The organism is Campylobacter sp. RM10537, assembly GCF_022369435.1.
Lineage (GTDB): Bacteria > Campylobacterota > Campylobacteria > Campylobacterales > Campylobacteraceae > Campylobacter_D > Campylobacter_D molothri.
In genome coordinates, this window is sequence record NZ_CP059597.1 from 1,057,516 (window position 1) to 1,073,248 (window position 15,733).

Here is a 15,733-nt window from a genome sequence, read left to right on the forward strand (position 1 = left end):
ACAGCAATTATATATTTTATAAATTTCTTCATCTTTCTTTTTCCTTTTTAATCATTTCCAAAATAATTAAAGCAAGTTCCATAGCTTTAAATCTATGTGAGATTTTATTCTTTTGATTAGGTTCAAGTTCAGCTAAAGTTTGTTCAAAATCCTTTGGAATAAAAAGACTATCGTAACCAAAACCCTTATCTCCTTTTTCCTTATTGATAACTTTTCCATGCATACTTGCTTGAGTTACATACTCCCCATTAAAACCCACCAAAGCAATAGCAGCTTTATAGTGAGCTTTACTTTCAGAAATATTTAAATTTTTCATTTGAGAAAGTAATTTTTCTCTATTACTTTTATCATCGCTTTGAATACTAAAACGAGCAGAATAAATTCCAGGCTTTCCATCTAAAGCGTCAACGCAAATTCCACTATCATCGCTTAATACAATAAAATCTTTTTTCTGTTTTTGATTTAAAGCATTAAAAACAGCTCTAGCTTTTATTAAAGCATTTTCTTTAAAGCTTTTACCATTTTCTTCTATTTCAAAAGGCTCAAGAACATCACCAAAAGAGTATAAAGGATAATTTTTTATCATATCCTTAAATTCTAAAACTTTGTGTGCGTTATTTGTTGCCAAAAGAATTTTCATACCTTATCCTTTCTTTTTTTAGCCATGAAAACTTTAAAAAAGTCTAGCATAATTTTCAAAAGCTTACAAGAAAATTATCCCTTAAAATTAAAAATAAGTTAATCTAAATCATAGTAAAATTATCTCAATTTAAAAATTTTAGGAAGGTAACAATGTTAAATAATGTTTTAGCTTTATCATTTATAATTGGAACTAGATTTTTCGGACTTTTCATTGTTTTACCTGTCTTAAGTCTTTATACTTTAAAATTAGAACACGCAAATGAATTTTTAGTAGGATTTTTAGTAGGAATTTATTCTCTTACTCAAATGATTTTACAAATGCCTTTTGGAATTTTAAGCGATAAAATAGGTCGTAAAAAAACAATGCTTATAGGACTCTTAATCTTTATCTTTGGTTCTTTAATTTGCGCATTTTCTCATGATATTTACATGATGCTATTAGGAAGAATGCTTCAAGGTGCTGGAGCTATTGGAGGTGTCGCTACAGCTATGATTAGTGATTTTATTACAGAAGAAAATCGTGGTAAAGCTATGGCTATTATGGGTTCTTTTATTGGTCTTAGCTTTGCTAGTTCTATGGTTATTTCTCCTTTAATGAGTGCAAAATGGGGACTATCTAGTCTTTTTTATTTGAGTGCAGCCTTATCAGCTTTATGTATTGTTTTGCTCTATAGCGTTGTTCCAAAAGAAAATAAAATCACTCACCATAATCAAAAAACACCTTTTTTACATTTGATTAGACAAAAAAATTTAGCTCTAATGAATATTACAAATTGTATGCAAAAGATGCTTATGAGTATAGCATTTTTAAGCATACCTATTATTTTGGTTAAACATTTAGGTTTTCATGAAAATAAACTTTGGACTGTTTATACACCCTCTATGATTGCAGGATTTATTGCTATGGGTTTTGCTGGAAGTTTAGGAGAAAAAAAAGGCTTAGCTAAACAAATTTTACTACTTGGTGTGGTATTTTTTATTTGTTCTTATATTCTTTTTAATCTTGCTAATTCTATCAATCTTTTTATTATTGCTATTATAATATTTTTTATTGGATTTAATTTGCATGAACCTATAATGCAAAGCTGTGCATCAAAATTTTGCAAAGTTCATGAAAAAGGCGCAGCATTAGGTCTTTTTAATGCTTTTGGTTATGCGGGAAGTTTTATAGGTGGAACTATTGGTGGGATATTTTTGCATCTTAATCAATTAAATCTTTTAACAATGATTTTAATTGTTTTAGCTATTTTTTGGTTGGTTAGTCTCTTTTTCTTAAAAAATCCATCTGAATTTAAAAATATTTATCTACCTTTAAGCACATCTTTAGATTTAAAAGAATTTGGAAAAAATATAGGAGTGGTAGATATTTATAAAAATTCTAAAAATTTAATTATTAAATTTGATAGCAAAATTACAAACGAAGAAAACTTAAAAGCTAAAATTTAAAATAGAAAAAGCTTGTAATTTGATTAAGAATTTTATCCTCTAACGAAACTTGGCAACGCTCTTTATTTGCTAAATAAGCTGTTCTGGCAATCAAACTTGTTTTTTGAGCTTTGCCATTTTTAATAACTTCTATATTTAATTGCATACTATAATAATTCTCAACAAGCCATTCTCCTTGGCTTTCTAAAGGATCAAAATCATAAAAAAATCTAGCTGAAGTGTTTATCCTTTGTGCATAAGAATGTTTTTTCATATCAACAAGATTGAGATAAATTTTATATGTTGGATTTTGATTGCTTTGTTTAAGTCCTAAATTTCGCAATCTATTAGCTAATTTAATTTCCAACTCACTTTTAATTTTACTTGGATTTTGAAAAAGAATTTCAAAAGTTTCATTTAGATGCGCTTGAAGAAATATTCCTTCATTATTTGTCCGTATAGAACTTTCAACAAAAGTAGAATTAGCACAAGCACTCATAAAGAGTGCTAAAAATATAAAAATAAAAATTTTCATTTTATAATAGTTGGAGTAGCACTAAGTCCTAAAGCACGATATTTTTCATAAAGAGAGAATATCTGTTTTAATTCAGCATCGCTAACTTTTGGATAACTTTTAATATTTGGATCGTAATACTTTTTTAAAATTGCTATTTTTTCATCATCGCTTTTAGCTTTTTTGCTTTCTTTATAAATTAATGCTGATTTTTCAAAAGCCGATTTTCCATGTACTGGGGTTAAAATATAATTGATTTGATAATTTTTAAGCTCATCTTTAATTTGCTCTAATTGTTCTCTACAAAAAGGGCATTCTGGATCAGAGAATACATACATTGCAGGTTTATTTTTATCTCCCATGGCAATTACCATTTTTTCCTTTTGTGCTACAGGTTTAGCATTTTTAGCAAAATGCTCTCTAGCTTCTTGAAATTTCTTCATTTCATATTCTTGAGCATAAGAAGTTCTTGTCTTTAAATCAATAATATCAGGAACTATAATATTATCCTTTGTAAAAAGAATTTGATCTTGAGTTTGACCATCAACACTTACGCTAACAATTACACTTTCAAACCCAGTATCTCCAACTTTTTGACGATCCTTTACAGTTACAGTAGCATTTGGAAATTGCATTTTAATACTTTTTGAATAAAAATCACTGATTTCGCTATTGCTCGCAGCAAACAAAGATGCTGAACAAGCTAAAATTAAGCTTAATTTTTTCATTTATCTTCCTTAAAAAATAAAATATGGGTTTATTGTATAATGATTTTCTAAATACTTGTTTTTAAAAATCTTTTTTCGTCTTTTTTTTGCACTCTTTCATCTTTATCTAAATATTCCAAATAAGCTATTGCATATTTTCTCGATAAATGAAAAATTTCTTTCATTTTTTGCACATCAAGAATTCTAGTTTCTAAAATTTTCAAACATTCTTGCATTAATCGATCTAAAGATTTTTTTTCTACAAAAAGATTATGAGAAAGTCTGACAACTAACTTTTCTTGGGTAAGTTTTTTTAAAATTTCATCACCACTCTTTCGATCAAGATCCAAATCTTCATAAAGATTATAAGGAGCTTGCGGCATAATACCTTGTTTTTTCAATATTTCATAGAGTTCATTATTATTTCTTTGCTTGAGTTTTTCAAAATCAGTACCTTTTTTAAAATATATTCCATTTTTAAAATCAAGCAAATTTTGCATATTCTTAAGCCCAAATTCACAAAATTCCATACTTGCCCAAGAAATTCTTAAAGATAATGAAGTCGGAGAAAACATAGCATAAGGATTTTTATCCAATATAAAAACAATTATTTTTTTAAATTCATCCAAAGCTAAAAGATTGTAGACATTAAGATTTTTTTCATCTACAAAAACTCCATTTATTTTTTTTGCTAAATCCAAAGCTTCTTTATGAGATAATTTAAATCTTTGATAGCTAGAAAGTAAGCCAAAACCCATTTTATGAATATCTTTTAAGAACCCAAAAACAGCTTTAAAGTCTCTATTTTTAAGCAAAAATAATAATTTATTTTTCATTTCTTTCTTTAAAGGCTCACTCACAGGATTTAAAACTCTACCGCCTCCTACAATGCGATTATTTTGAAGTAAAATAAATTTTTCATCAAAACATAAAAAAAGCTGAGTTTTAAAAACAAGATGAGCAAAAAATTCGTCATTATCTAATTCTTTTAAAATTACAAGTTTGCATTCTACACTTTTACTCCCTACGCAAAAAAGCATTTTTTCATTTTTTAATCCTCTTTTAGCCTTAATTAAAACATCACATTCTAAAAATCCTTTAAAAACACCTTTTTTACTTAAGATAAAACCTTTTTTTAAATCTCTATGATCGCAATTTAAACTCAATGCCACACGATTAAAAGCTCTAATTTCTTCACAATTTTCATCATGATTTTGTATATTTTTTACCAAAAGTTCTTTTTGATTATCTAAGCAAATAATTTTTTCATTGACGCTAATTTTTCCCTCATTTAAACTGCCAGTTACAACAGTTCCTATACCTTTTAGCGTAAAAACTCTATCTATATAATAACGAAAAATCAAATCATCATTTGCATTTTTATTTTTTAAATTTAAAAGATAATCTTTTAAAATATTAATACTAACTTGTTCTTTTATAGATGTATAAAAAACACTCGAGGGGTTAAAATTTAAATTTTTTAAAATTTCTTGTCCACGCTCTTTATAGTTTTGACATAAATCACACTTGCTAAATACAATGATAATCTCTTTAATTTCTAGAATTTCAAGCACTTCTAAATGCTCTATACTCTGCTCTTTTAAGCCTTCGTTAATATCTATAACAAATAAGCAAGCACTAAAACCAAATGCTCCACTAATCATAGTTTTAACTAAATCTTTATGTCCTGGAACATCGATGAAAGATAAATGTTTATCCTTTAATTTTAAATTTGAAAAACTTAAATTAATTGTAATTTGTCTTTCTTTTTCCTCTTTTAAATTATCTCCATCAAAGCCATTTAAAGCTTTAATCAAAGAAGTTTTTCCATGATCAATATGTCCAGCAGTTCCAATAAGCAAAGAATTCATAAATTTTCCATAGAATTAATTAGTTTGATCAAAATATCTAAATCACTTTGCCTAATCGTTCTAAAATCTAAAACAAAATTATTATTTTCAACGCGACCTATAATATTTTTTTCTCTAAATTTTTTTTGCAATATTAAAGCTTTACCCTCAAAAGACAAAACTCTACTTTCCAAAGTTTTATCAGGCATTGATCCACCCCCAACTAGACTTTTGCTTTTTTTAATATCACTTTTAAATTTAATCCTTTGTTGCACCCATAAAGCTTTTTGTTCTATATGTTTAATATCATCATTTAAAAGTCTTAAAGTTGTGATTTTGCTATAATCTTTTTCAAGATAAGCCTTAAGCGTTTGATTGATCAATGCTAAAGTGATTTTATCTACTCTTAACATTCTTAAAAGTTGATTTTTTTTAATCTTTTCAATTAGATCTTTTTTTCCCAATATAATTCCAGCCTGAACAGAACCAAAGAGCTTATCACCACTAAAGCTTAAAATATCGCAATTTTTAAGCACTTTTTTAATCATAGGTTCATTTTTTGCCAATTCTTTATTTAAATTTTCACACCATCCAGAACCCAAATCATAATAGGTTAAAATTCCTTTTTCTTTAGCTAATTTATTAAGCTCTATAATACTTACATCGCTTTGAAAACCTATAAGAGCAAAATTTGATTTATGTGTTTTTAAAAGCAATTTTGTATTTTCATCGATAGCTTCTTCATAATCTTTTAAATGTGTTTTATTACTTGTTCCAACTTCTTTAAGCTTAACTCCTGCGGCCTTAATCACTTCAGGCACACGAAAACTCCCACCTATTTCAACCAATTCGCCCCTAGAGCTAATAATTTCTTTATTAAAACAAAGGGTATTTAAAATCAAAAAAACTGCAGCAGCATTATTATTTACCACTAAAGCATCTTCACACTCAAAAAGCATTTTAAGCTTTTCAAGCACTAAAGCATAGCGACTCCCTCTTTTACCGTTTTCTAAATCAAATTCAAGATTTGTATAATTGCAAATTTGATCTTTACATTGATTAAAAATGCTTTCATCAATTACACTTCTTCCTAAATTGGTATGGATAATCACACCTGTGGCATTAATTACACTTTGTAAATCTTTACGTAGATAATTTTGAATTTCTAATTTGATTTTTTCTAAAAGAATGCTTTTTTCACAATTATTATTACCCATGGCTTTAAAATTAGCCACGATATTTTTGCAAAAATAAGCTTTTAAATAAAACGGATATTCTTTTAAAAATTCATCCTCAATTAAAGCTCCAATTTGTGGAAATTTTTTAATTTTGTCCATCTTAAACCTTAAGAAAATATTTGGTTATTTTAACATAAAATTTAAAAAAATATTTTTTAGAGGAAAAACTTAATGAAAGAATTTGTTTTTATAAAAAACAAAAATTTAGTCCCTTTACCTGATCAAATTGAAATTTGGGAAACAACCAAAGATGTAGAAGTTTTAATCTCTAATGATAAAAAACAAAAATCTATCATCTATGCCCCAGAAATTAATTTTTACCTTAGAAATTCTCAAGATGATGCCTTGGAAAAAGCTAAAAATATTTTAAAACTCTATCAAATTAGAAATCATATTTATGATTTGGGACTTGATTTTGAAGAAAATAAACAAATTCAAAAACGCATTATTCTCGTTGATTTAGAAGAAGAACTTGCTGATTTTCTAAAAAAAAATAATTTTAAAGTTATTACATTAAAAAATCAAGAAATCAAAGGTATCTTTGGAACCATAGGAGAGTTATGTGCAATAATATCTGATGAAGTAGAAATTGATTTTGATATTTTAATTTTCAATCACAAATACTCAAGGAAAGATTTTTTAAGACAAAGTGGCTGTTATGATATGCAAAATTTTAAAGATAAAGAAGCCTTGCTTGAATTTTTAAATAGTATTGTTCCAAATTATACATATAAAAATTATTTTTCTTATGATTTAAATATATGTCAATATCATTCAAGACGTAGTGAACATTGTGCTAAATGTGTTGAAATTTGTCCTACAACAGCTATTTTAAAAGATGATGAAAATAAAAACCTAGTTTTTTCTCAAATAGATTGTTTAGAGTGTGGTTCTTGTATTAGTATTTGCCCTAGTGGATCGCTTGATAGTGCTAATTTACCTAGAAATAGCTTTTTTAAAATTTGTAATTTTTTTAAAAAAAATAAAATTGTACTTATTTCTGAAAAAATTTCTCTAGAAAATTTAAATTTAGCACTTCCAAAAAATACCTTACCACTAATTATAAAAGATGGATGGCTTACCCCTATGCATTTTTTATCTCTTTTGCAAAGCAGTGGAGCTAATATAATCTTTTTTACTAAAACATTGTCTGAAGGAAATCATGAAACCATAGAACTTTTAAATACTTTTTTTGAGAGAAAATTTAATAAAAAAGCTATTTTTGTTGTTAATAATAATGAAGAATTCATTACTCAATTAAAACAACAAGAATTTATAGAAAATTTATATTTTGAATTTCATAACAATACCCTTACAACAAGAGAAAACTTTTCCATAAGAATGCAAAAACTTATACAAAATGATGATTTTGGCTCTTTAAAAAGCGGAAATTGGATAAGATATGGCAAAATAGAAATCAATACTCAAACTTGCACTCTTTGTCTTTCTTGTGTTGGGGCTTGCAATGTAGGAGCTTTAATTGCTGATCATCAAGAAAATGCTTTAAAATTTAATGCTTCACTTTGCACTACTTGTGGATATTGCGAAGTAAGTTGTGCTGAAAAAAATACACTAAAATTAACAAGAAGCGGAATAGAATTTAATCCTGGATTTTTTAAATATCAAACAATAGCAAAAGATGAACTTTTTGCGTGTATAGAATGTGGTAAAGAATTTGCTACTAAAAAAGCTATACAAAAAATTGCAGAATTTATGAAACCTAAATTTAAAGAAGATCAAAACAAAATTAAAACACTTTATTGTTGTGCAGAATGCAAAGCAAAAATTATGATAAAAAGTATGAGTAATTTATAAATATCGACCATAAGTCGATATTTGATATTATTATGCAAAATAAGGTTTAATTTGCTCTAACCAAGCATCAATTCTTGATTCTGTTTGTTCTTCTTGATTGTCATTATCTAAAGCAAGACCCACAAATTTATCATTCACAACAGCATCACTTGCCTCAAAAGTATAACCATCAGTTGAAACTTCTCCAACTAAATTAGCACCCGCATTTTTTAAATTTTCAGCTAATTTTCCCATACCACCACAAAAAGTGTCTGAATAACTTTCACTATCGCCCATACCAAAAACAGCTACTGTTTTTCCGCTAAGACTAAGTCCTGAAAAGTCAAAACCATCCCAATCATCTTGTAAATCTCCACTTCCCCAAGTTGAAGTTCCACAAATTAACTTGTCATAAGAATTAATTTTAGCTGCATCAATATCTGCAATATTTAATACATCACTAATTCCTAATTTTGAAGCAATCATATTTGCTGCACCTTCAGTGTTACCCATAGCACTTCCGTAAATTACTGCTACTGACATTTATTTCTCCTTATAAGTTGATTTGATATTTTATACGGAACTAATTTTAACATAGTTTTATTTAAATCACACAAAAAATGTTTTATTTCGACAAAATGTTTAAAATTTTTATTACGAGGACAAACAATATATAGTTTTTTAAATTTATTTTTTTCGATAAAAGTTGATATTTTTTGAATCTCATCTTCAATTTCTAAATTATAAATATCAATTTTTTTACAAAGTGCCCAAATAGCAATTTTTTTATCTATTATAATAAAATCTCTTTGTTGATCAATCATTTTATCTGAATTTTGTCTAGAAATCTTATCATACACATAATCGCCAAATAAGCTTTGTGCATTAAAATATATTCCATTATGATAAATGTTAAAAATTTGATCTAAGTCATATTTTTTTATTTTTTTTGTTTTAAAAATTAATCTTCTTGCCTGAAATCCATTACATCTAAAAACAGTTTTAATTTTTCCAAATTTTACTTTAAAAATATCTTTTATAAAATTATAAAAAACTTCTCGGATATTTTTAGCTTGTTTCCCATAAATAAGAGGAATTTTCATCTCGTCTTTTACACAAGAATTATATTGAATCAAAAAATTCATTACAAGTTCTTGTTGATCTAAAGAACGATAAATTTCGGGAATTATTTCTCTATTTTTTTCAAAACCAAACAACATTTAAAATCCTTTAGAACAGTAAATTTCCCTATTTAAATTAAAAATTTTACAATACTCACAATATACACAATTAACACTTCTTTTAGCACAAACTAATGGAATTTTTCTTTTTTTGGCTTCATTTTTAATTTTTTTCATTGTATTATGGTTTAAAAAACTTGTCAGCATAACTATACATTCTATATCACAAGGAATTGGCTTACGATTGACCCTATTTTCATTACGTGCATTCCAATGTTCAATTTTTTTAGCACCTAGATCATATAAAACAGTTTTTATAGGAGTAATTTCATCTGCACCAATAACTAAAACCGACATATGCTCTCCTTATTTTATTTTGATAATTATTATTATAATATTACTTAAATAAATTTATTTTGAATTTTATTATCAAAATAAATTTATTTCAAAAAATTATTAATTAATTAAGTTATTTTTAATTTTTATTTGAATACAATTTATCAATTAATAAAAATTATTATTTAGGAGAATTAAAAATGAAAAGAATGACAAATGATTTTGGAAATATTATTGCTGATAATCAGAATTCTTTAAGTGCTGGTGCAAAGGGACCTTTACTTTTGCAAGATTATTTATTGCTTGAAAAACTTGCTCATCAAAATAGAGAAAGAATTCCAGAACGCACAGTACATGCCAAAGGTAGCGCAGCTTATGGAGAAATGAAAATCACTGCTGATTTATCTGCATATACCAAAGCTAAAGTTTTTCAAAAAGGTGAAATTACTCCACTTTTCTTACGTTTTTCAACAGTTGCAGGTGAATTAGGTGCTGCTGATGCTGAGCGTGATGTTCGTGGATTTGCTGTTAAATTTTACACCAAAGAAGGTAATTGGGATTTGGTTGGTAATAATACTCCAACTTTTTTTATCCGTGATGCATACAAATTTCCTGATTTTATTCATACTCAAAAAAGAGATCCTCGTAGTAATCTAAGAAGCAATAATGCAGCTTGGGATTTTTGGACTTTATGCCCTGAAAGTTTGCATCAGGTTACTATACTTATGAGCGATAGAGGAATTCCTGCGACTTATCGTCATATGCATGGTTTTGGAAGCCATACTTATAGTTTTATCAATAATAAAAATGAAAGATTTTGGGTCAAATTTCATTTTAAAACCTTACAAGGTATTAAAAATCTTAGCAATAAAGAAGCTGAAGAGCTAATCGCTAAAGATAGAGAAAGTCACCAAAGAGATCTTTATAATGCTATTGAAAAAGGTGATTTTCCAAAATGGAAAGTTCAAATTCAAATTTTAGCTGAAAATGATACAGACAAGCTTGGATTTAATCCTTTTGATTTAACAAAAATTTGGCCACATAGTATTGTTCCTTTGATAGATGTTGGAGAGTTGATTTTAAATAAAAATCCGCAAAATTATTTTAATGAAGTTGAACAAGCTGCTTTTAGCCCTAGCAATATAGTTCCTGGGATTGGTTTTAGCCCTGATAAAATGCTTCAAGCTAGAATATTTAGCTATCCTGATGCACAAAGATACAGAATAGGTACCAATTATCATCTTCTACCTGTTAATCGTCCAAGAAATGAAATAAATACTTATAATGTAGCTGGAGCAATGAATAGTGATAATTATAAAAATAAAGAAGCTTACTATGAACCAAATAGCTATGATGATAGCCCAAAAGAAGATAAAAGCTATCTTGAACCTGATTTATTTTTAGATGGTTTAGCGCAAAGACATGCTCCTCTTGATCAGGATTTTTACACTCAACCAAGAGCTTTATTTAATCTTATGAATGAAAATCAAAAAGAACAACTTTTTGAAAATATTGCTAGCTCAATGGAAAATGTTAATGAAAAAATTATAGATAGGGCTTTAAAACATTTTGAAAAAATTTCACCTGAATATGCCAATGGAGTTAAAAAAGCTTTAAAAAAATAATTTTTACTTACCGCCTAAGGCGGTAAAATAAAGATTATTAATTAAAAGGAAAAAGAATGATAACTCTTAGTTTAGAAGAAGAAAAAAGATTTGAGCAACTATGTAATATGGCTTTTAATTTCGCTAGAAATAATGATTATAAAAATCTTAAAATTATGATAGAAGCAGGATTAAATGTCAATTTAAAAACCCATAAAGGTGATACTTTACTTATGTTAGCAGCTTATAATAACTCCTATGAAAGTGCAAAAATGCTTTTGGAAAAAGGTGCAAAAGTTGATGAAAAAAATGATCGTGGTCAAACCCCGCTTGCTGGAGTTTGTTTCAAAGGATATTTACCTATGTGTAAACTTTTAGTTGAGTATGGTGCAAATATTGATGAAAATAATGGTTTAGGTATGACCCCTTATACCTTTGCTTTAATGTTTGGACGTAAAGAAATTTCAGCTTTTTTATTAAAAAATTCTAAGAAAAGTTTTTTAAAGAAAATTTCTTTTGCTATATTGAATTTTATAAAAAGAAAATGATTATTTTTTAAATTTTTTCAGATATCTATAAACACTAGGTTCTGAAATTTTTAAAAATTTTGCAACAATGGCTACAGCACCTTTGATATTAAAAATACCCTTTTCATAAAGGGTTTTTGCGATCTCTTCTTTTTGAGTAATGTTGAGTTGATAATTTGAATTTAAATAACTCATATCAATATTTTGAGCTAAAATTTCTTCTATAGATCGACTTAGTGTCTCTACATTAGCTAAATCATTAATTTCTAAATTACTACTTTCATCTTGGCTTAGAAATTCACCCATATCGTCTAATTTTTCTATATCTATAATTTTACAAATTGCATCTCTTATAACACTTGCATCATGATTTATGCATAAAATTCCCACAAGTTCATCAGAATTTTTTATAAAAAAAGTCGAACCTCTTACAAATTTATTTTTTTCAACCAAAGCTTTATAATCATACAAAAAATCTTTTTTTAAATAAACTTTTTTTTGTATAAGTTCACTTATAAAAGCATCTAAAGGAGATTCTAAAGTTCTGCCACTAATATGATTATTTTCAATAGCGGCAATATAAGTGCCTTTTTTATCTATAACATGAAAAACAACTTCATATTGTTTGCCTAAAACTTGCCCTAAAAATTTTGTTAATTTGATAAATTGTTCTTTTTGTTTTTCATCCATAGTTTTTCCTTAAAATTAAGAAAACTTTTTAAAAATTTTAAAAAGATTTGAATTCTAACTTTAAATTTGTAAAATTTTTCTTAAATTAATAATATTTTTTTATTATTATAATAAAAAAATATTGACAAAAATATAATTAAGATGATATTATTCTATTGAACATAAAAACATCAAAAATAAAGGAGAAAAAATGTCAAATTATCCAAAAGCTATTGGACCTTATTCAGCTTATAGAGAAGCTAATGGATTGTTATTTATTTCTGGACAACTTCCTATTAATCCTGATTCAGGAGAAATAGAAAGTGAAGATATAAAAGAACAAACTAAACAATCGCTAAAAAATATTGGAGCTATTTTAAAAGAAAATGGAATCTCTTACGATAAAGTATTAAAAACAACTTGTTTTTTAGCAAATATTTCAGATTTTGCTGCTTTTAATGAAATTTATTCTGAATTTTTCCAAGCTCCTTATCCTGCAAGAAGTGCATTTGCAGTTAAAGATTTACCAAAAGGAGCAAAGGTGGAGATAGAAGTTATTGCCTTAAAAGGATAAAAATGCTTGGTCTTGGCCTCTCATTTTTAAGCATTTTTTTACTTATTTTTATGCTTTATAAAAAAGTCAATGCCCATATGGCATTGCTTTTAAGTGGATTTTTATTACTTAGTGCATCTTTACTTGCTACATTCTTAATTTATACTTTTCCAGAACCAATTAAATCAAATTATCCTCAAATTTACGATCATCTTAAAAATTTAAATTTTTACAATCCAAAATATTCAATATTAAGCAAAGGATCTTTAAATTTAGGTTTTTTTGATATTTTTGAAGTTTTTAATCAAACTTTATCAAAAACTTTATCAGGCCTTGGACTAACTTTGATGTGTATAGCAGGTTTTTCTGCCTATATGGATCATGTTGGGGCTTCTTATGCTCTTTTTAAAGTTTTTGAAAAGCCTTTAAAAATGGTAAAATCACCCTACATTTTGCTTATATTTGCATATTTTATTTCTCAATTTTTAGTTCTTTTTATGCCTTCTCATGCTGGTTTAGCACTTTTATTAATGACAACCATGTATCCTATACTAATTCGAACCGGAGTGTCTAAATTTTCGGCTTTAAGTGTAATTGCAATTTGTCAATATATCGATCATGGTCCTGGAAGTGGTAATGTTATCATGGCTTCAAATGTAGCTAAGATTGATCCTGCATTTTATTTTGTTCATTATCAACTTCCCATAACCCTACCCATTATTATAACTGTAGCTATTTCTATTTATTTTTGCAATTATTTTTTTGATAAAAAAGAACATTTTGTATTTGATCCTAACAAAGTTGAAGAAGAGCTTAATAAAAATAAAGAACAAGAAATAAAAAAACCACCTACAATATACGCTCTTTTGCCCATTATACCCTTAATTTTAATCTTAGGTTTTAGTTCTGTACTTGATAGCATTTTAGCTTTATTGCAAATTGATTATAAGTCAAGCATTAAAATCAATGTTCCTGTTGCTATGATAATTTCAACTTTTATAGCTATTATTTTTGAAATGATACGCTATAAAAATATTGTTGAAACTTTAAATTCAATAATGATTTTCTTTAAAGGTATGGGACATTTATTTGTAATTACAGTTTCACTTATCGTTTGTGGTCAAGTATTTGCTAGTGGGCTTTTATCAGTAGGTTTTGTAGATACTTTAGTAGAAATTTTAAAAAATGCAGGTGTTGGGGTATTAACTATAATTATAGCTATTTCTATACTCCTTGCTTTTTGTGCTTTTTTAATGGGATCTGGAAATGCTGCATTTTTTAGTTTTGCCCCACTTATCCCAAATATAGCAAAGCATTTTGGAGTTGAAACTATTTCTATAATAACACCTATTCAAATCATGACAGGTTTTGGAAGATGTGTTAGCCCTATTGCTCCTGCAATTTTAGCCATATCTGCTATGACAAAAGTTAATCCATTTACAATAGTAAAAAGAACAGTTATTCCTATGCTAGTAGCAAGTATTACTAATATTATAATGACTTATATTTATCTTTAAAAAGGAGAAAAAATGAAACCAAAAACTAAATTAATCCATCAAGGAAGAGGTGATCAAAATGCTGAAGTAAGATCGGTAAATCCAACTCTAATGCGTGCTTCAACCATACTTTTTAAAGATCATGCAACTTGGCAAAAATATAAAGAATTAAGAAAAAGCGAGAGAGTTTTAAGTTATGGAGCAAGAGGCACTGCTACTAATTTTGAGCTTGAAAAACTTATATGTGAATTAGAAGGAGGATATAGAGCTCAACTTTTTCCTACTGGACTTGCAGCCTTAGCTATGGTGCTTTTAAATTATGCAAGTAAAAACGCACATTTTCTAATTACAGATGCTATTTATGGGCCAGTAAGAACTATTTGTGATAAATTTTTAAAAAAAATGGGCATTGAAGTTGATTTTCTAAAAGCTGATGCAAGTGATGTAGAAGAAAAAATCAAAACCAATACTAAGCTGATTTTATGCGAAAGTCCAGGATCTATACTTTATGAAATCATTGATTTGCCAAAACTTTGCAAAATCGCACATTCTCATAATATCCCAGTTGCTATTGATAATACTTATTCAAGTGGATATTTTTTAAATCCTTTAAAGCTTGGAGTTGATATTTCAGTTATTGCTGCAACAAAATATCTTAGTGGACATTCAGATGTTACCATGGGTATAGTAATTTGTAATCAAAAAGAATGGCAAAATTTCAATGAACTCCCAGAGGATTTTGGATTTACTACAAGTCCTGATGATGTGTATTTAGTACTTAGAGGCATGAGAACTCTAGATATAAGAATGAAAGCTCATGAAAAAAGTGCCGATGAAATAGTTGAATTTTTAAAAACAAGAAAAGAGATTAAAACTATTTTTTACCCAAAGCTCAAATCTCATCCAAATCATGAAATTTTTATACGTGATCATAAAGGATCTAATGGAATGATCACTATAGAATTTAATGATAAATACAATCAAAATGATGCCATTGCTTTTGTGGATTGCTTAAAATATTTTTCTATAGGAGCAAGTTGGGGTGGCTATGAAAGCTTAGCTACAGTAACAACCCCTCCTAGAACTGTAAGCGATTGGAGTCATAGGGGTCCATTTGTTAGATTTCATATAGGATTAGAAGATACCAAAGATCTCATAGCTGATCTAGAACAAGCTTTTGAAAAAATTAAAAAATAA

Annotated in this window: 16 protein-coding genes; 7 read left to right on the top strand and 9 right to left on the bottom strand. The window is 27.2% G+C overall.

Features of this window, described 5'->3' with window-relative positions; genetic code table 11:
* Window positions 1–28: 28 nt before the first annotated feature.
* Complete coding sequence (gene rdgB, locus CMOL_RS05370; protein ID WP_239820019.1) at window positions 29–640, bottom strand: RdgB/HAM1 family non-canonical purine NTP pyrophosphatase; 612 nt, start codon at window positions 638–640, stop codon at window positions 29–31.
* A 152-nt stretch (window positions 641–792) separates the two neighbouring features.
* Between rdgB and CMOL_RS05375 the strand changes: the two genes are divergently transcribed.
* Window positions 793–2,088 carry an MFS transporter gene (locus CMOL_RS05375; protein WP_239820020.1) on the top strand — a complete coding sequence of 432 codons (1,296 nt, stop codon included), beginning with the start codon at window positions 793–795 and terminating at the stop codon, window positions 2,086–2,088.
* On the opposite strand, the gene CMOL_RS05380 is transcribed toward CMOL_RS05375, so the two are convergent.
* The 4 genes from CMOL_RS05380 to selA are packed head-to-tail and all read right to left on the bottom strand — an operon-like array spanning window position 2,078 to window position 6,475.
* Window positions 2,078–2,566, bottom strand: coding sequence for a hypothetical protein (locus tag CMOL_RS05380; protein ID WP_200280866.1), 489 nt, complete (start codon window positions 2,564–2,566; stop codon window positions 2,078–2,080). The two genes, CMOL_RS05375 and CMOL_RS05380, sit on opposite strands and share 11 nt — an antisense overlap.
* 32 nt (window positions 2,567–2,598) lie before the next feature.
* Window positions 2,599–3,309 (bottom strand): bifunctional thiol oxidoreductase, encoded by a 711-nt coding sequence (locus tag CMOL_RS05385; RefSeq protein ID WP_239820021.1) that lies wholly within the window; start codon window positions 3,307–3,309, stop codon window positions 2,599–2,601.
* Between the two features lie 47 nt (window positions 3,310–3,356).
* Entirely contained in the window at window positions 3,357–5,159 is a 1,803-nt protein-coding gene (gene selB, locus CMOL_RS05390) for a selenocysteine-specific translation elongation factor (RefSeq protein WP_239820022.1), read from the bottom strand.
* Window positions 5,156–6,475, bottom strand: coding sequence for an L-seryl-tRNA(Sec) selenium transferase (gene selA / locus CMOL_RS05395; protein WP_239820023.1), 1,320 nt, complete (start codon window positions 6,473–6,475; stop codon window positions 5,156–5,158). Before selA ends, selB begins: the two co-directional genes overlap by 4 nt.
* Window positions 6,476–6,547: 72 nt before the next feature.
* On the opposite strand from selA, the gene CMOL_RS05400 reads away from it, so the two are divergent.
* On the top strand, window positions 6,548–8,191 hold the full coding sequence (locus CMOL_RS05400) for a 4Fe-4S dicluster domain-containing protein (RefSeq protein ID WP_239820024.1): 1,644 nt from the start codon (window positions 6,548–6,550) through the stop codon (window positions 8,189–8,191).
* Window positions 8,192–8,221: 30 nt separating this feature from the next.
* Here the strand turns inward: CMOL_RS05400 and fldA are convergent, their stop codons facing one another.
* Genes fldA through CMOL_RS05415 form a run of 3 tightly spaced genes read right to left on the bottom strand, consistent with a single transcriptional unit; the run spans window position 8,222 to window position 9,708 of the window.
* Window positions 8,222–8,713, bottom strand: coding sequence for a flavodoxin FldA (gene fldA / locus CMOL_RS05405; protein ID WP_200280711.1), 492 nt, complete (start codon window positions 8,711–8,713; stop codon window positions 8,222–8,224).
* On the bottom strand, window positions 8,704–9,390 hold the full coding sequence (locus CMOL_RS05410; RefSeq protein ID WP_239820025.1) for a hypothetical protein: 687 nt from the start codon (window positions 9,388–9,390) through the stop codon (window positions 8,704–8,706). Before CMOL_RS05410 ends, fldA begins: the two co-directional genes overlap by 10 nt.
* On the bottom strand, window positions 9,391–9,708 hold the full coding sequence (locus tag CMOL_RS05415) for a DUF2325 domain-containing protein (protein ID WP_239820026.1): 318 nt from the start codon (window positions 9,706–9,708) through the stop codon (window positions 9,391–9,393).
* Window positions 9,709–9,887: 179 nt separating this feature from the next.
* On the opposite strand from CMOL_RS05415, the gene CMOL_RS05420 reads away from it, so the two are divergent.
* A complete protein-coding gene (locus CMOL_RS05420) occupies window positions 9,888–11,312 on the top strand; it encodes a catalase (protein ID WP_239820027.1) in 1,425 nt (474 codons plus the stop codon).
* A 56-nt stretch (window positions 11,313–11,368) separates the two neighbouring features.
* Window positions 11,369–11,839, top strand: a complete 471-nt coding sequence (locus CMOL_RS05425; RefSeq protein ID WP_200280723.1) for a Cj1386 family hemin-binding protein — start codon at window positions 11,369–11,371, stop codon at window positions 11,837–11,839.
* Here the strand turns inward: CMOL_RS05425 and CMOL_RS05430 are convergent, their stop codons facing one another.
* Window positions 11,840–12,508 carry a helix-turn-helix transcriptional regulator gene (locus CMOL_RS05430; RefSeq protein WP_239820028.1) on the bottom strand — a complete coding sequence of 223 codons (669 nt, stop codon included), beginning with the start codon at window positions 12,506–12,508 and terminating at the stop codon, window positions 11,840–11,842.
* A 190-nt stretch (window positions 12,509–12,698) separates the two neighbouring features.
* Here CMOL_RS05430 and CMOL_RS05435 point away from each other — a divergent pair, with 190 nt between their 5' ends.
* The 3 genes from CMOL_RS05435 to metC are packed head-to-tail and all read left to right on the top strand — an operon-like array spanning window position 12,699 to window position 15,733.
* On the top strand, window positions 12,699–13,061 hold the full coding sequence (locus CMOL_RS05435) for a RidA family protein (RefSeq protein WP_239820029.1): 363 nt from the start codon (window positions 12,699–12,701) through the stop codon (window positions 13,059–13,061).
* Between the two features lie 2 nt (window positions 13,062–13,063).
* Window positions 13,064–14,557, top strand: a complete 1,494-nt coding sequence (gene dcuC, locus CMOL_RS05440) for a C4-dicarboxylate transporter DcuC (protein ID WP_239820030.1) — start codon at window positions 13,064–13,066, stop codon at window positions 14,555–14,557.
* A 12-nt stretch (window positions 14,558–14,569) separates the two neighbouring features.
* Window positions 14,570–15,733: a cystathionine beta-lyase gene (metC, locus tag CMOL_RS05445; protein WP_239820031.1), complete on the top strand. Its 1,164-nt coding sequence runs from the start codon at window positions 14,570–14,572 to the stop codon at window positions 15,731–15,733.

What these genes read in the sequence shown, in the direction of transcription:
- rdgB (WP_239820019.1), bottom strand. Translation starts at nt 640, where the DNA reads ATGAAAATTCTTTTGGCAACAAATAACGCACACAAAGTTTTAGAATTT.
- CMOL_RS05375 (WP_239820020.1), top strand. Translation starts at nt 793, where the DNA reads ATGTTAAATAATGTTTTAGCTTTATCATTTATAATTGGAACTAGATTT.
- CMOL_RS05380 (WP_200280866.1), bottom strand. Translation starts at nt 2,566, where the DNA reads ATGAGTGCTTGTGCTAATTCTACTTTTGTTGAAAGTTCTATACGGACA.
- CMOL_RS05385 (WP_239820021.1), bottom strand. Translation starts at nt 3,309, where the DNA reads ATGAAAAAATTAAGCTTAATTTTAGCTTGTTCAGCATCTTTGTTTGCT.
- selB (WP_239820022.1), bottom strand. Translation starts at nt 5,159, where the DNA reads ATGAATTCTTTGCTTATTGGAACTGCTGGACATATTGATCATGGAAAA.
- selA (WP_239820023.1), bottom strand. Translation starts at nt 6,475, where the DNA reads ATGGACAAAATTAAAAAATTTCCACAAATTGGAGCTTTAATTGAGGAT.
- CMOL_RS05400 (WP_239820024.1), top strand. Translation starts at nt 6,548, where the DNA reads ATGAAAGAATTTGTTTTTATAAAAAACAAAAATTTAGTCCCTTTACCT.
- fldA (WP_200280711.1), bottom strand. Translation starts at nt 8,713, where the DNA reads ATGTCAGTAGCAGTAATTTACGGAAGTGCTATGGGTAACACTGAAGGT.
- CMOL_RS05410 (WP_239820025.1), bottom strand. Translation starts at nt 9,390, where the DNA reads ATGTTGTTTGGTTTTGAAAAAAATAGAGAAATAATTCCCGAAATTTAT.
- CMOL_RS05415 (WP_239820026.1), bottom strand. Translation starts at nt 9,708, where the DNA reads ATGTCGGTTTTAGTTATTGGTGCAGATGAAATTACTCCTATAAAAACT.
- CMOL_RS05420 (WP_239820027.1), top strand. Translation starts at nt 9,888, where the DNA reads ATGAAAAGAATGACAAATGATTTTGGAAATATTATTGCTGATAATCAG.
- CMOL_RS05425 (WP_200280723.1), top strand. Translation starts at nt 11,369, where the DNA reads ATGATAACTCTTAGTTTAGAAGAAGAAAAAAGATTTGAGCAACTATGT.
- CMOL_RS05430 (WP_239820028.1), bottom strand. Translation starts at nt 12,508, where the DNA reads ATGGATGAAAAACAAAAAGAACAATTTATCAAATTAACAAAATTTTTA.
- CMOL_RS05435 (WP_239820029.1), top strand. Translation starts at nt 12,699, where the DNA reads ATGTCAAATTATCCAAAAGCTATTGGACCTTATTCAGCTTATAGAGAA.
- dcuC (WP_239820030.1), top strand. Translation starts at nt 13,064, where the DNA reads ATGCTTGGTCTTGGCCTCTCATTTTTAAGCATTTTTTTACTTATTTTT.
- metC (WP_239820031.1), top strand. Translation starts at nt 14,570, where the DNA reads ATGAAACCAAAAACTAAATTAATCCATCAAGGAAGAGGTGATCAAAAT.